The organism is Flammeovirga pectinis (assembly GCF_003970675.1).
Taxonomy (GTDB): domain Bacteria; phylum Bacteroidota; class Bacteroidia; order Cytophagales; family Flammeovirgaceae; genus Flammeovirga; species Flammeovirga pectinis.
This window is the reverse complement of sequence record NZ_CP034562.1, coordinates 4,135,465-4,151,391: the sequence shown is the minus strand read 5'-3', so window position 1 is coordinate 4,151,391 and position 15,927 is coordinate 4,135,465. Positions and strand designations below refer to the sequence as shown.

The 15,927-nt window shown below is 34.5% G+C and carries 8 protein-coding genes; 4 read left to right on the top strand and 4 right to left on the bottom strand.

From position 1 onward, the window contains the following. Positions 1–6 precede the first annotated feature (6 nt). From EI427_RS16645 to EI427_RS16630, 4 genes are all read left to right on the top strand, one after another. Entirely contained in the window at positions 7–6,471 is a 6,465-nt protein-coding gene (locus EI427_RS16645) for a PKD domain-containing protein (RefSeq protein WP_126616848.1), read from the top strand. A 6-nt stretch (positions 6,472–6,477) separates the two neighbouring features. Continuing rightward, positions 6,478–7,557 carry a PKD domain-containing protein gene (locus tag EI427_RS16640; RefSeq protein ID WP_126616846.1) on the top strand — a complete coding sequence of 360 codons (1,080 nt, stop codon included), beginning with the start codon at positions 6,478–6,480 and terminating at the stop codon, positions 7,555–7,557. Positions 7,558–7,968: 411 nt separating this feature from the next. Next, positions 7,969–11,400, top strand: a complete 3,432-nt coding sequence (locus EI427_RS16635) for a two-component regulator propeller domain-containing protein (RefSeq protein WP_126616844.1) — start codon at positions 7,969–7,971, stop codon at positions 11,398–11,400. Between the two features lie 180 nt (positions 11,401–11,580). Continuing rightward, positions 11,581–12,117 carry a DUF7691 family protein gene (locus EI427_RS16630; protein ID WP_126616842.1) on the top strand — a complete coding sequence of 179 codons (537 nt, stop codon included), beginning with the start codon at positions 11,581–11,583 and terminating at the stop codon, positions 12,115–12,117. A 72-nt stretch (positions 12,118–12,189) separates the two neighbouring features. Here EI427_RS16630 and EI427_RS16625 read toward each other — a convergent pair whose 3' ends face one another. From EI427_RS16625 to EI427_RS26340, 4 genes are all read right to left on the bottom strand, one after another. Continuing rightward, positions 12,190–12,510, bottom strand: a complete 321-nt coding sequence (locus EI427_RS16625; protein ID WP_126616840.1) for a hypothetical protein — start codon at positions 12,508–12,510, stop codon at positions 12,190–12,192. Between the two features lie 47 nt (positions 12,511–12,557). Next, positions 12,558–14,222, bottom strand: coding sequence for an amidohydrolase (locus EI427_RS16620; protein ID WP_126616838.1), 1,665 nt, complete (start codon positions 14,220–14,222; stop codon positions 12,558–12,560). 187 nt (positions 14,223–14,409) lie between these two features. Beyond that, the gene (locus tag EI427_RS16615) at positions 14,410–15,786 is read right to left on the bottom strand and encodes a UbiD family decarboxylase (protein WP_126616836.1); all 1,377 of its coding nucleotides are present in this window, start codon (positions 15,784–15,786) and stop codon (positions 14,410–14,412) included. Next, the gene (locus tag EI427_RS26340) at positions 15,734–15,925 is read right to left on the bottom strand and encodes a UbiD family decarboxylase domain-containing protein (RefSeq protein ID WP_126616834.1); all 192 of its coding nucleotides are present in this window, start codon (positions 15,923–15,925) and stop codon (positions 15,734–15,736) included. The genes EI427_RS16615 and EI427_RS26340 overlap by 53 nt, the downstream gene beginning before the upstream one ends. Positions 15,926–15,927 lie beyond the last annotated feature (2 nt).

The following is a 15,927-nucleotide window of genomic DNA, read 5'->3' as shown; positions in this document are numbered from 1 at the left end:
ATTAGTATGAAAAGAATTAAACTTTTTCTCGGCTTTATTGCATTACTTCTTTCTATGGGAGCGTATGCACAAACCAAGCCCAACGTTTTAATAATCCATACGGATGAACATAACTTTAAAACTATTAGTAAGTACCGCAACTTAGATATGAGTAGTGGTAACGTTTCTGCCGAAGAATACTACAACCCGTGGAATGCTTCGGAACATATGGAAACACCGAACATTGATAGGATAGCTACAGAAGGAGCAATAAGTACAAAGCATTATGCTACTTCGCCAACATGTACGCCATCTAGAGCGTCGTTAATGACTTCTTTGTATCCTGGTTCTACAGGTGCAGCAAGAAATGACCGACCAATGACAGATGACTTACCTACCTTTGCAAATGTATTTAAGGAGAACGGATACAGTACTTCTTACATTGGTAAATGGCACTTAGAAGGTTACGATAACCCAGGCGAAAAAGTATGGGGAGCTGGTCGTCATTTTGGTTTCGATAATATTGATTGGAGAATTGAAAAAGAACACTGGACATGGTATAACGAAGATGGAGAGCCTCCATACAACTGGGGTGAAGAAGGTGAACCAGACCCAGTAGATGGCAAACCATGGATTTTTGCAACAGATTTCTATACCAATAAGGCGTTAGAAATTATGGAAGCTGATATAAAGGAGGATAAGCCATTTTGTATGGTAGTTTCTATTCCAGATCCGCATACACCTAACCATTCGTCACCTAAATATGCAGATTGGGCTAGAAGTATTTCATTCGGTGCTCCAAAAACATATGTAGAAACGTACAGAACAGAAGCTGAAGAAGCAGACGGTGTTGTAAAACGTCCGACATGGGCAGACAAAAGAAATAACAACGATGTATGGTATGGTTCTACTCGATATGCTGAATTTGATGAATTTTACATGCAAGAATACTGGGGTATGTTACGCTCTGTAGATGAGAATGTAGGTAGAATGTTAGATTTCTTAGATGATCAAGGTATTGCAGATAACACTATTGTAATCTATACTGTAGACCATGGTGATATGACATTCGAACATAGCCGTATTAATAAAGGTGTGCCTTTTGAGAATTCAGCTAAAATTCCATTTATAATTCGTTACCCTGAAAAAATTAAGGAAGGAAAAATTGTTACTACGCCAAATATGAACGTAGATGTTGCTCCTACAATTTTAAGTTTAGCAGGTTTACCAGCAATGGAAGGTATACATGGACAAGATATTTCTGATTTATATACAAATGAAGATTTATTAGTTGATGTTGCAGATACAGTTTACATTACTGAAGATGCAGGATGGTGGGCTTCTGCCGCTACATCACGTTACAAATTGGTTTTAGCCAACAAAGATCAACCATATTTATTTGATTTAGAAGAAGACCCATTGGAACTAAAAAACCAATTGGAAGATGTAAATGCTCCAAACTATGCAGATTATTATGCAAAAGCATTAAAGCTAGAAGATTTCTTGAAAAGAGAAATGATTGCTAAAAATGAATTGTATGGTGCAGGAACAAAATTTATTATTTGGATGACTTCTGGACCTGAAATTCCAGCTCCTCCAGCAGTAGCCGAATCGGTATTGCCATTAAATGCTACGTTATTTGGCTTTGAAGGAAATGCCGTTGTAGATGGTACTGCAAAAAAATGGTCTATGGGTGCTAGCGGGGATTTTACGATTACAGATGAAAAAGCAGCAACTGGAACAAAAAGTTTAAAGTTTCATCATACGGCTCCATTAACAGGAAACGGTGGTGCTGCACACGCTCCAGCAGGTATGGTACAATTGGCAACAGGTAAATTTACCTTTAAAGCAAAAGTTTTTGTAGAAGCAGGAAGTGCAGCAAGTCGTTTTAGGTTATTTGTTAAGAATCCAAGTTCTAATTTAGATCCTTTTAATTTACCTGCAACAACGGGCGAATGGGTAGATGTTAGTTATGATTTTACTATGGATCCGGGTACTTCTCCAGAAGGGACTTTTTCTATCGTTATTCAACCAGGAGATGCCGCTGCAAATGATGGCACAACGTCTACTGTATATTTTGATGATATAGAAATTGTAGAAAATATTCCTTTACCATTTACAGGTTTAGATGCTGTATTATTTGGTTTTGAAGGAAGCCAATATTTAGATGGTGAAGAGAAAAATTGGTTCCTTGGTACAAGTGGCGCTGCATATAGCAGAGATGAATTTAATTCTGGGCAAAGAAGTTTAGATCTTTCGAATGTTTCTAACATAGCGAGTAATGTTTCTTTAGCGGCACATTCTCCAATTAAATCACTTTATATGCCCGAAGGGGAGTATGAACTTTCTGTGCGTGTAAAAGCAAAAGAGGAGAATAGAATCAAGAATTTTGATATCATGCTAAAGGATAATAAACCTCAAAGCTTATATATCATTAATTCATTCGATATTTCATCAATTACAGAAGCTGACGGATGGGTAACATTAACAAAAACTATCAGTTTTGGAAAAGATAGTGACCCAACAAACGGACAAGTTACAGTTCGTATTAGAGAAGCAGATCTTAATGCTACTGGCGAAGGATACTTGTTTGTAGATGATATTCAAATTAAAAAGAAAGAAGGAGAACCAGGGGTAACAGACCCAGCAGATGAGACGCCAAAAGATATTGCAAACGGACCAGATGATTTAAATTACATGAACTCTCACTTGTTTGGTTTTGAAGGACCAACATTGATTGATCTTGGAAGTGGAAAAGTACGTGTGCGTTGGACAGGTGATACAGAATTTGGTATCGTGAATTTGAATGGTGCACCTCATGGTGAAAGAGTAATGCGTTTTGCGTATGGATCGACATTAGATAAAACAAAATCTGTTTATGTAGATAAAGGATCTGCTGTTTTACCTAGAGATCGTGATTTAGAATTTTCTATGAAAGTATTTATTGAGGAAGGAAGTACAATCAATAAAATTAGAGTAGCAGATTTAACATCTCCGGTAATGCAATTTGATTTAACTGGAATTGAACATGGAAAATGGGCAACAATTAAAGCAACAATTGCAGAAGGTAACTTAAACGACTTTAACCGTATTAAATTACAGGTTCAGGTAGCAGATGCCGGTACAAATGGTGTAGTCTACTTAGACGAAATTAGAGTAACTGATGTGTCAGAAGGTGGCGAAGATGGAGGATGCTCAGCAGACGAAACTGCACTTCTCAACTCTTGTTATTTTGGTTTTGAAGAAGATGCATCTACAACTCTATGGACTGTAAATACTGATTTTTACACATTCACTACAGAGAAGTATTGGGGTGGTGGAAATGCAGTTAAGATTTTTGTAGAAGAAGAAATAACAAGTGGTAGCAAGAATTTAACGCCAAAAGGTGCAGGTTTGCCAAATGTAGTGGTAACCGAAAATGTAGTAGTTGCTATGAAAGTATGGATTGATGAAGCAGCTACAATTGAAAAGATTGCAGCACCAATTAAATACGATACTGATGGTGCAAAAGTAGAATACATTGATATTACAGGTGTAGAAAAAGGGAAGTGGGTAACTATTTCTAAAGAATACGTAGTACCAATTGATGTAGACAGAGAAGAAGTAACTATTGCATGGATTGGACTAAGAATGAATGCAACAACAGGAGGTACAGGTATTATTTATTTAGATGATATTACTATTACTCCAGTGAGTGAATATGTTGCTGAATCGGACCAAACTGTTACATTTATAGTGAAAGATGAAGCCGATCAATCTATTGAAGGTGCATCAATTATTGTTGAAGGGTATGATGCATTAATCACAGATTTTGGAGGTGTTGCAAGTTTAACATCAACAAATATTCTTGATAAAACATTTACGGTGGTAAGCGATGGGTTTACTACTTATAATAGTACATTCTCTGTGAAAGGTGCTGATGTTACCACTCAAGTAGCATTATCAACGTATATTCCTCCTGTATTTACAGCATCTATTCTTGTGAAAGACGAAGAAGGTAAACCACTATCAGGTGTAGCTATTCTTGTAGGAGATAATAACGAAGTTTATACTACAGATGTGAGAGGTGCTATTATCCTTGAAGGTTTAAATGAAGGGGATGAAGTAGCTTACTCAATCGATTTAGTAGGTTATAATTCAGTTGCCGAGACGTTAATTATTGGTACAGAAGATTACAACGAGCAAGTTGATTTAGAAGTAGAATTAATTGCTCCAGAAGCAGCATTTGAAGTAAACAGAATGCAAGGAGAAAGTCCGTTGACTGTGAGCTTTACAGATATGTCTAGAAATGTTCCAACAGCATGGGCTTGGGATTTTGGTGATGGTAATACTTCAACAGATCAAAACCCATTCTATACCTATACAGTAGTTGGTACTTATTCGGTTAGCTTAACAGTAACAAATGCTGGTGGCGAAGATGCTATTACAAAAGAAGAATACATTGTAGTTGGTATTCCTCCAATTGCTGCATTTAGTGCAGATGTTACAGAAGGTAACGAAGGTTTAGCAGTTCAATTTACAGATGAATCTGAAAATATACCTACAGCATGGGCGTGGGACTTTGGAGATGATAATACATCTACCAGACAAAACCCACAACATGTATATCAAAATGCTGGTGTATATACTGTTTCTTTGTCTGTAACAAATGCAGATGGAACAAATATGCTGGTAATGGAAGATTACATTACAGTAATAGAAACACCTTCTCCAACTGCGACGTTTACTTTTGAAGTGGCAGATGCAAGTACACCTAAAGTAATTCAGTTTACAGATACTTCTTCTGATATGCCAACAACATGGGCATGGGATTTTGGTGATGAGAACACATCTACAGAACAAAACCCAGAGCATGAGTATGCAACTGCAGGAACGTATACAGTTACATTAATAGCTTCTAATGCTAATGGTGCTTCAACAACAACAATGCCTTTGGAAGTTACATCTAATGTAATTTCTTATGAGACTGTTTATGAAAATAATTTTGAAGAATTTTCAGAAGGAACATCAGTATTAAATGATGCTAGAGACAATGATAGAATGTTCCATTATTCTGCATTCCAACAACCTGATTTACCACGTACTTTAACAGTAAAAATAGTAGATGGTAACAAGTATATGGAATACAATGATGAAGGAGCAACAGCTTCTGCAAATGGTCAGATAAGAACCAATGCAATCATTAATTTTGTAGCAGGAACACAATACAAATTGACATTTAGATCAAGAGGTATTGCTATTCATTTCCCATTAATAATGGATACTGAATCAAATACTCCAAGAGAGAGAGGAGAGCAGTATAACCAAGGGAATACTACAGATTGGTATACACATACATTGGAATTTGTACCTGAAGAAGATTACACAGCAACAATTGCAATAGCAAGAAATTGGTACGGTACTTTAGATGTTGATGATATAAGTTTATCTATTGTTACAGAAGTTGAAGATGGGGAAGAAGAAGAAGAAACTGAAACAGCCCCTTTAGCACAGTTTACAGTCTCGTCATCATCTATTATGTTAGGTGAATCAGTTACATTTACAGACGGATCAACTGGAGAAGTAACAAGTTATGCATGGTCTTTTGGCGATGACAATACATCAGTAGTTCAAAACCCAACTCATACTTATGCATCCGCAGGTAGTTATACGGCAACATTAACTGTAACAAATTCAGCAGGTTCATCATCAGAATCAATGACAATAACGGTAGTTGAAGATGAGGAAGAAGAAGAAGAAACTGAAACAGCCCCTTTAGCACAGTTTACAGTCTCGTCATCATCTATTATGTTAGGTGAATCAGTTACATTTACAGACGGATCAACCGGAGAGGTAACAAGTTATGCATGGTCTTTTGGCGATGACAATACATCAGTAGCTCAAAATCCAACTCATACTTATGCATCCGCAGGTAGTTATACGGCAACATTAACTGTAACAAATTCAGCAGGTTCATCATCAGAATCAATGACAATAACTGTAGTTGAAGATGAGGAAGAAGAAGAAACTGAAACAGCCCCTTTAGCACAGTTTACAGTCTCATCATCATCTATTATGTTAGGTGAATCAGTTACATTTACAGACGGATCAACTGGAGAAGTAACAAGTTATGCATGGTCTTTTGGCGATGATAATACATCAGTAGCTCAAAACCCAACTCATACTTATGCATCCGCAGGTAGTTATACGGCAACATTAACTGTAACAAATTCAGCAGGTTCATCATCAGAATCAATGACAATAACGGTAGTTGAAGATGAGGAAGAAGAAACTGAAACAGCCCCTTTAGCACAGTTTACAGTCTCGTCATCATCTATTATGTTAGGTGAATCAGTTACATTTACAGACGGATCAACCGGAGAAGTAACAAGTTATACATGGTCTTTTGGCGATGATAATACATCAGTAGCTCAAAACCCAACTCATACTTATGCATCCGCAGGTAGTTATACGGCAACATTAACTGTAACAAATTCAGCAGGTTCATCATAAGAATCAATGACAATAACAGTAGTTGAAGATGAGGAAGAAGAAGAAGAAGAAACTGAAACAGTTCCTTTAGCACAGTTTACAGTCTCGTCATCATCTATTATGTTAGGTGAATCAGTTACATTTACAGACGGATCAACTGGAGAAGTAACAAGTTATGCATGGTCTTTTGGCGATGATAATACATCAGTAGCTCAAAATCCAACTCATACTTATGCATCCGCAGGTAGTTATACGGCAACATTAACTGTAACAAATTCAGCAGGTTCATCATCAGAATCAATGACAATAACGGTAGTTGAAGATGAGGAAGAAGAAACTGAAACAGCCCCTTTAGCACAGTTTACAGTCTCGTCATCATCTATAACATTAGGAGAGTCAGTTATATTTACAGACGGATCAACTGGAGAAGTAACAAGTTATGCATGGTCTTTTGGCGATGATAATACATCAGTAGCTCAAAACCCAACTCATACTTATGCATCCGCAGGTAGTTATACTGCAACATTAACTGTAACAAATTCAGCAGGTTCATCATCAGAATCAATGACAATAACGGTAGTTGAAGATGAGGAAGAAGAAACTGAAACAGCCCCTTTAGCACAGTTTACAGTCTCGTCATCATCTATTATGTTAGGTGAATCAGTTACATTTACAGACGGATCAACCGGAGAAGTAACAAGTTATGCATGGTCTTTTGGCGATGATAATACATCAGTAGCTCAAAACCCAACTCATACTTATGCATCTGCAGGTAGTTATACGGCAACATTAACTGTAACAAATTCAGCAGGTTCATCATCAGAATCAATGACAATAACTGTAGTTGAAGATACACCGACAAGTGTAGATGTTGAGCAATTAGCTATTTCAATTTATCCTAACCCAGCTACAGATGTTGTGAATGTAGTCGCGAATAATATTGTTAAGATTGCGATCTACAATACTTCAGGGCAGTTAGTTAAAATAGTAAACAAAAAAAATACAGCGACAAAAGTTTCTGTTAGTAAATTAAATAAAGGGATTTACATCTTTATGTTAACAACTAAAGAAGGAAAGTCAGTTACTAGAAAAGTACGAGTGAAATAATCTTAACACTTAAATAGTACCTTTATTAGTCCCAAGATGAAGTATAGAATTATGCTTCATCTTGGGACTTTTATCTTTTTAATAGGTTGATATGTTAACTACCACGTTGTAAATCGTCTAGTAAAATTATACTATTCAGAGAAGTAGAATGAAAGTAGGTATTTGATAGTTTTTAATCAGATAATGTATGTAATAGTCAGATAATAAGTCGTTTATAGAAGTGTAGATAGAATAATAGTAGTATAGATAGTAATTATATGGAAAAGAGCATTTCGAATGAAGTGCTCTTTTTTTATACCTTTTTAGAGATTTAATTGTTTTATTCTTATAAGTTCTCTAAATTATATGTTGTAAGTACACTTTTATAAGTGTTTACAAACTACTATCGGCTTTGGAATTTGATTTGTAACAATGAAATTATTATCTAAATTAACTACTGTACTACTACTTACTTTACTCATTCCTATCTTGAGTATGGGACAATTTCCCGAGAAAACTTCTTATAGTTTTGATCGGTTTAGTATTCAAGATGGATTATCCAATGTAAGTGTTCACTCTATCTACCAAGATAGCAAAGGCTTTATGTGGTTTGGCACCTTAATGGGTTTGAACCGTTATGATGGCTACAATTTTAAGATCTATAAAAACTCTACTAAAGATAATAATACACTTTTTTCTAATTACATAAATTGTATTACTGAAGATGGAGAGGAGAACTTGTGGGTAGGAGATGCCGGAGGTTTAAACGTTTACCATAGGGATAAAGATAACTTTGAAAGGATTCCTATTCCCGAGTTTGTTGGTTGTCGTGTTATTCAAAAACATGGTACTGATAAGCTATGGATTGGTTCTCTAAAAGGGTTCTTTTTATTCGATACAAAGAAGAAAGTCATAATAAAAAATATATCAGGAAAGTACATTAATCAGCTACTTGTAGATAATGAAAGTAACCTGTGGATGGGATCTGAAACAGATGGTATTTATTTAGCAAGTGAGAATGGAACAATCAATGCTATTTTTAAATCATCTAATAAAAAAGGAAGTTTACCAAATAATAATATTGAGGTAATCCATCAAGATTCAAAAGGAACAATTAGAGTGGGTACAGAAGGTGGTGGACTTTGTGTTTATAACCCAAAAAATAAAGAGTTTAAGCAAATAGCATTGCCAACAAACGTGGTATGGGATATACTGGAGGTGAATGATAAACTTTGGTTGTCAACACCAGAACATGGGGTCATAATTTTAGATCCCAAAACAAATTCCTTTGAGAGTATTACTAACAAAATCAACGACCCAAAAAGTATATCAGAAAACCATATTCTTACTTTCTTTAGAGATAAATCGGAGAATATTTGGCTAGGTGGTTTTCGAAAAGGCCTAAATTATTGGAACTCACAAACCAATGCGTTTAGTCTTGTTTCTAGTAACAGAGGTGGGTATGAATTGCTTACAAGTAATAATGTTATCTCTTTAGAAGAAGATGTAAATAATATTTATTTTGGTACCGATGGTGGAGGTCTTAATGTTCTTAATAAAAGAACTAAAAAGATGAAAGTGTTTAAACACAACCCTAATAATCCTAACTCTATTGGTTCAAATGCTATTCTTTCTATAACAAAAGGCCGAAATGGTTTCTATTGGATTGGTACTTGGGGCGGTGGACTAAATAAGTTTGACCCAAAGACTGAAACATTTACAAAGATTGTTAGAGACCCTAAGAACCCTAACACTTTACCTAACAATAATATTTGGAAAGGGTACGAGGATAGTAAAGGCAATTTTTGGATAATTGTACACAATATTGGTGTTTGTTTATTGGATTTAGAAACAGGAGATGTTACAAGAGAAGTACTTCCAATAAAGAAAGGAGAATCTATAGAAAGTTCTTTCAATATGTTTGAGAGTAGTGATGGTCATATGTTTTTTAATTCCTATTATGGTTTATATGTATATGATCTAAATACAGAGAAACTAAAGAAATACTATCCAGATGAGAAAGACCCAAATGCAATTGCAGGAGGAGTACCAAGTCAAGTATTTGAATCTTCTGATGGAGAACTTTGGGTAACGACATCGGGTGGTTTATCAAAATTTGATATTGCTACAGAAGAGTTTGTTTCTTATGGGGAACAGGAAGGTTTAGCCAGTGCAGAAATAACAGCTATTGCAGAAGATGAAGAAGGGTATTTATGGATATCAGCAAAAAATAATATTGCAAGGTTCGACCCAAAAAAGAAGGTATTTATTAATTATTTAGGTTCTGATTTATCGCAGGATGGAGAATTTAATAAAGGGTGTGCTTTCCGATTAAATTCTGGAGAAATATTATTTGGAAACAGTAGCGGTATCACATTATTTAATCCATTTGATGTAAGACAAAATTCTGTAGTTCCTCCAGTTGTATTTACAGATTTCCTACTCTTTAATAAAGAAGTAAAATTAGAAGAGGGTTCTCCATTAGAAAATGTAGTAGAAGAAACATCTGAGATTTCTTTAACGCACGAGCAGTCTGTTTTTACCATAGATTTTGCAGCATTAAATTATTACCATGCAGATAGAAACCAGTATAAATATAAACTGATAGGTTTTGATAAAGAATGGAGAGATGGTTCTAGAAGAAGTGCTACTTATACCAATCTTGATCCGGGTACTTATACCTTCCACGTTAAGGGTTCTAACAATCATAATATTTGGAATGAAAAAGGAGACAGTATTGTATTGAATATCCTTCCGCCTTGGTGGAAAACGTTATGGTTTAGGATCTTATTTATTGTAACTCTAATAGGTTTATTTGTTGCTTTTTATAAATACAGAACATTAAAATTAAAAAGAGAGCAAGTAAAACTTGAGTTCATTATTCAAGAAAGAACTGAAGAAGTAGTTGCACAAAACGAGGAGCTATCTGAACAACAAATTGCTATTACAACGCAAAATCAAGAGCTCCAAGAACAACAGAAAGAAATTACTGTGCAGAATGAAGAGTTGTTGCAACAACAAGAAGAAATTTTAGCACAAAGAAATTATATTGAGGATAAAAATAATCAGTTATTAGGACAGAATGATAAATTAAAATCTCAGCATCAGCACATCACAAATAGTGTACGTTATGCTAAGACGATACAGAGTGCTGTATTACCAAATAAGGAGTATTTATCAGAGTTGTTTGCAGAGCATTTTATTCTTTTTAAACCTAAAGATATTGTAGCTGGAGATTTTTATTGGGCCGGGGAAAACAACAATAGTAAATATATTGCAGCTATTGATTGCACAGGGCATGGTGTTCCTGGAGCCTTTATGAGTATGATTGGTAACGCATCTTTTAATTATTTAATTAATGAACTAAAGATTGATGATCCTAAAGATATTTTAGAAAGGTTACATCAAAGAGTTAGAGTTGCATTAAAACAAGATACGTCTAATAATACAGACGGTATGGATTTATGTCTTTGTAAAATTACTCCTAAAGATGACAACTCCTGTGAAGTAGTGTTTTCTGGAGCAAAAAGGCCTTTGTATTATTTTACTAAAGATGGTGTTTTACATCAGGTGGCTGGTAGTAAAAAAGCTATTGGCGGTATGCAGAGGAAAGGTAGAAAGTTTGAAAACAATACCTTAACAATAGAAAAAGGAACTATAATATACCTTACTACAGATGGGTATATGGATCAGAATAATAAAGGAAGAAAGAAAATTGGTAAGATCTTATTCGAGAAATTCTTAACAGGAATAGGTAGGTTACCAATGGATATTCAAAACGAACAATTAGAACGTCTATTGGCGTTACATCAAGAAGATGAATTGCAAAGAGATGATATAACTATACTAGGAATTAAAGTGTAGCTAATTGTTGTGGCTTCATGATAAAATAAAAGGGTTAACTGATAAGAGTTAGCTCTTTTGTTGTTTATAAGCCGAATTATTCAGCATATATATTTAAAGGATTTAATAAGATTATTTTTTATTGTGTATGATACTTCTTAATTTTCTATTGATTAAATAACTAAACCAAACAACAAAATTATGGGATATGGAATAATGCCTTATAGCATTGATTTAGGTTTTATTAAAACGTGTTATGGAGTAGAAGATGAAGGTGTAAAGAACCAACTTCTTCAAAAAACCTCGGCTAATCTTTCTTCTATTGATAGCCAACTAGAAGTAGAAGATGGTTGGGAACCTGCCCTTAATATAATGCAAGATTTCTTGAATGGAATTATAAAAGATGCAGGAGACGGAGCCAAGAATTGGTATGTATTAGAAGTACTCATTAAAACTTTAGGGGAAACTTGCAATAATAGTAATTGGTACCCTGCTGATATAGATCCGTTTTATAGTATTAAGGAATTTATGATGTATACTATTGATCTAGAACGGAAGATAAACCTTCCTATGACAATGGAATTTCCTGCAGTATTCACAATTTACAGAACTGACTTTTCTGCTGCTTTAGCTGCTATAAAGAATGCTGCTTTTGAAGAAAGTCAGATAAAGCAATTTGCAGATTGGATAGCATATTCTAACCAAAAGAAACAAGATTTAGTGCTGTTTTATTATTAAAATCTACACCAAATAAAAATTGAGGGAGTGTTATTTTAAATCAATAACCTCCCTTTATTGTGAAGCACAACCTTACCTCACTTTTTTAGTATTCCAACTATTAACATTGTAATAGATAAATTTGTACTTACCTGTTTTATCATTGTATTTAAGGCCATAAGACTTCTTTACTGGCGTTTTATACTGATAGATTGTACCTGCATTTGATTGATTGGTATTTACTTTATATTTCTTAATGCTAATAATAGTTTCAATGGTAGTATCTACTGGGACAGTCTCAACAGGTACTGCTTTTAAAGTACTATATGAATTATAAGATTGAGCATTAACTTCTGTAGTACTGTATAATAGTACTACTAATAACATGCTAAAAGCTACTGTTAATTTATTCATGATTTAATAGTTTAGTGATCTATCTTATAGGTTTATTTTTACTGATACTACTCTGAATAAACTACTTTACCATTAAATATAGTGGTAGTCACTTTTGTAGCTTTTATTTTTGTTTCGTCTATAGAAAATATATCTTGATTGATAAGAATTAGATCTGCTTTTTTACCTACTTCAATAGATCCCAAATCATTGGCTAAATTGAGCTGATAAGCAGCACTTGTAGTAAACGCTTTTACTGCATCTTGAATACTAAATTTCTGCTTTTCATCCGCTAATTTTTTATCACCACTATATTTGTTTTGACGAGTTATTGCTGTTTGGATATGTTCAAAAGGACTTAAACTATAAGAAGAAGGGTGATCAGTTCCAAAAGTAACATGACCGTTTTCTTCAAGAATTGGATTGTATCTCCATATTTTATTGAAACGTTCTTGGCCTAATGCAGAGAATGTGAAATCGTCGTAGGAGTGCCACAATGGGGTAGTATTAATTATGATATCATTCTCAAGAATTACTTGAAAATCTTCATCTCTTATTAGTTCTGCATGTGCAATAGTTAGTTTTACATCAGCACCTTGTTCTCTAATTTTCTGACTAGCAATTACTGCTTCATGAATAGCTCTAGGGCCTATGGCATGAAAGTGAATATCAAAATTATTTTGTGCTAAGTTTACTAATTCATTCTGAAATTCATTACCACTAAAAAAGAGATTTCCATTAGTATTAGTCCCAATATAAGGTTGATCTAAAGCAGCATTGTATCCCTCCATAGTACCATCCATAAATACTTTTATTGTATTAATGTTGAAGAGTTCAGTGTTGTGTTTTTTTAAGTTTGATGTATTTACTTTTGCCGTTTTAAGTTCTTCTAAATCTGATGTTAAGTAAGAAGCTTCAACTCTCATTGTAATGCCATTTGAGATTTTAGCTAACCTACCGAATAAAACATCTGATACATCATTGTTTCCTGCAGTAGCATCAAAAACGGTTGTATACCCAAGACTATTATATTCTTTTGATAATGCTTTAAACCGATCATCAAATTCGGGTAGATTTTCTTTAATTTTTAAAACTTTACCTATAGCATAATAATAGGCTTTTGCCTCTACAATTACTCCAGAATATTTCCCATCAACGTTCTTTTCGAAATAACTATTTTCAGAAAACTCAGTCGTTTCAAGATCATCCAATAAAGCAATGCCTTTACTGTTTATCCATCCACCATGCCCGTCAGTTTCTACTAAAACAATTGGGGTATTTGGTGCAATCTCATCAAGTTTAGAAATATCAAAATTAGGGTCGTTATAAGCAAATCCGCCCACTCCAATTATAGTTTTATTATTCGGATGTGTATCAATATAGATTTTTAATTCTTTTAATAACTTTTCCATTTTATACCCTTTCACTTCTAAATCGAAAGAAGCTAAAGAAATAGGGTGGGTGTGTGCATCAATAAAGCCAGGAAGTACTACTTGATTATGTGCATCAATTACCTTCGTTTTTCTATTAATATATCCATCTATTTTATCTTGTTTCCCAACATAAATAATTTCCTCGCCTCGTAATGCAATACATTCTGCAATAGTATTTTTACTATCCATAGTATGTACAATAGCATTTTTAATCACTATGGTTGCTTTGGGCTTCTTTTTATCTTTTGCAAATGGAAAAACAAATAATAAAGATAGGAGAAATAAGATAGATTTGATCATGGATTATATATTAGTAGGTTTATTTATAACGAGACAATTTAGAGAGTTATACATGTCAAATTATTACGTTATCAATTGATAATACATGGAAAGTAAATAGATTTTACGATTGATATTAATAATTCAACCCCTTGATCAAAACTATAATTTAATCAAGGGGTTGAGTTTTTAGACTACACTATTTTGGTTATTCTTTAAAACCCCATTTTGTCCAATTTTCATTTACTTTTGCTTTAATTGGGTCAGGGTAATTTTCATCAAAAGATAATACCCTTCTTTTAGGTAAGCCGACTCTATCTTGTAATGGCAAACAGCTATAAATTGCTAAACCACCTTCACCATGTATTTTTTCATTAGCTGCATGATAATTTTCTGTTCCAGCACCCATCTTGTGGATATCTTCAAAAAAGTATGTTCCAAGTTTAGGATGGTTTCTTGTTGCCAAAGCCCAAGTTACATCTCTTAAACTTGACGGGTCGATATCTTCTCCTACAACTACAAGTTTTGCAGAACTTCCTACATGTTGATTCCAGAAAGTATCACCAATAAGTCGAATGAACGCATCGGTTGTTAAACCTGTTGTTTTATGCCAATCATCTTTTACTCTAATTACTAGCCAATGGTTGGCAGATTCGAACAAGATCATAGCATCAATTACGGGTAGTTCTGCTTTTTTAAATGCAGTAACAACATCAGATGCTCTAAAGAAACTCATACTAACGTGCGAACTATCAATAGGAACCCCAGGTAAACAGATTGGTAAGATTGGATTATTTCTAAATGTAATTGCTGTAATAACTTGTCTAGGAGTTTTGTTTACTTCATCTGGAAGGTAACCAGGGTATTCACCAAATGGTCCTTCTGCTTCGAATTGATCTTTACATACATACCCTTCTATAATTATTTCGGCATCAGCAGGAACTAACAAGTCATTCGTTTCACATTTTACAAGTTCAATAGAACTATCTAATAATTTACTCGACTGGTCGTACTCATCAACCCAATCTGGACATCTTGCACCTGCTTGAGTAGTAACGGCAGGGTTAACTCCTAACGCCAATGCCCAAGGCGTATCTTTTCCTTCCTTGGTCCACATCTGATGAATCATGCCATTGTGTTGAGCAGGAATCCATAAACCTGTCATTGTATTTTTATCCAAAATCATGGCCCTGTTTGTAGACCAATTTGTCCATTTACCATCAGGAGTTTGAACAATGTTAAGTCCAGCTGTTTGAATATATCTTCCACCGTCACCATCATGACCTAACGGAGCCGGAAATTTTTCAAGGTCAATATCATCACCTAGCCAAATATTTTCTTTACAAGGGGCTGTTTTGTTATCAAGAATAATAGGATCGTGTACTTCACCAGTAGCAATTGCATCAAGGTATCCTTTCTGAATATCCATTAAACCTGATTCTGGAGGCATGCCTAACATTACTGCAAGTCTTGCCCAAGGAGCTTTTGGATTTCCACTTTTTCCCATTCCAAAATCTGCAGCTCTAAAGCCTTCAGGGCATCCTTTTATTCTTATTAAAGAATACCGCAGGAGAAAGTGTTTCATTTGCTTTACGATAGATAGCACCCATCTCTAGATACCAATCCACTTCATCATCAATTTCATTTAGTTCCCCCATTTCTTTAAGGGTTTTTAAATAGTCTCTGTAGGTAGTTGGTATTTTAGATCTGTCTAATTTTGCCATAA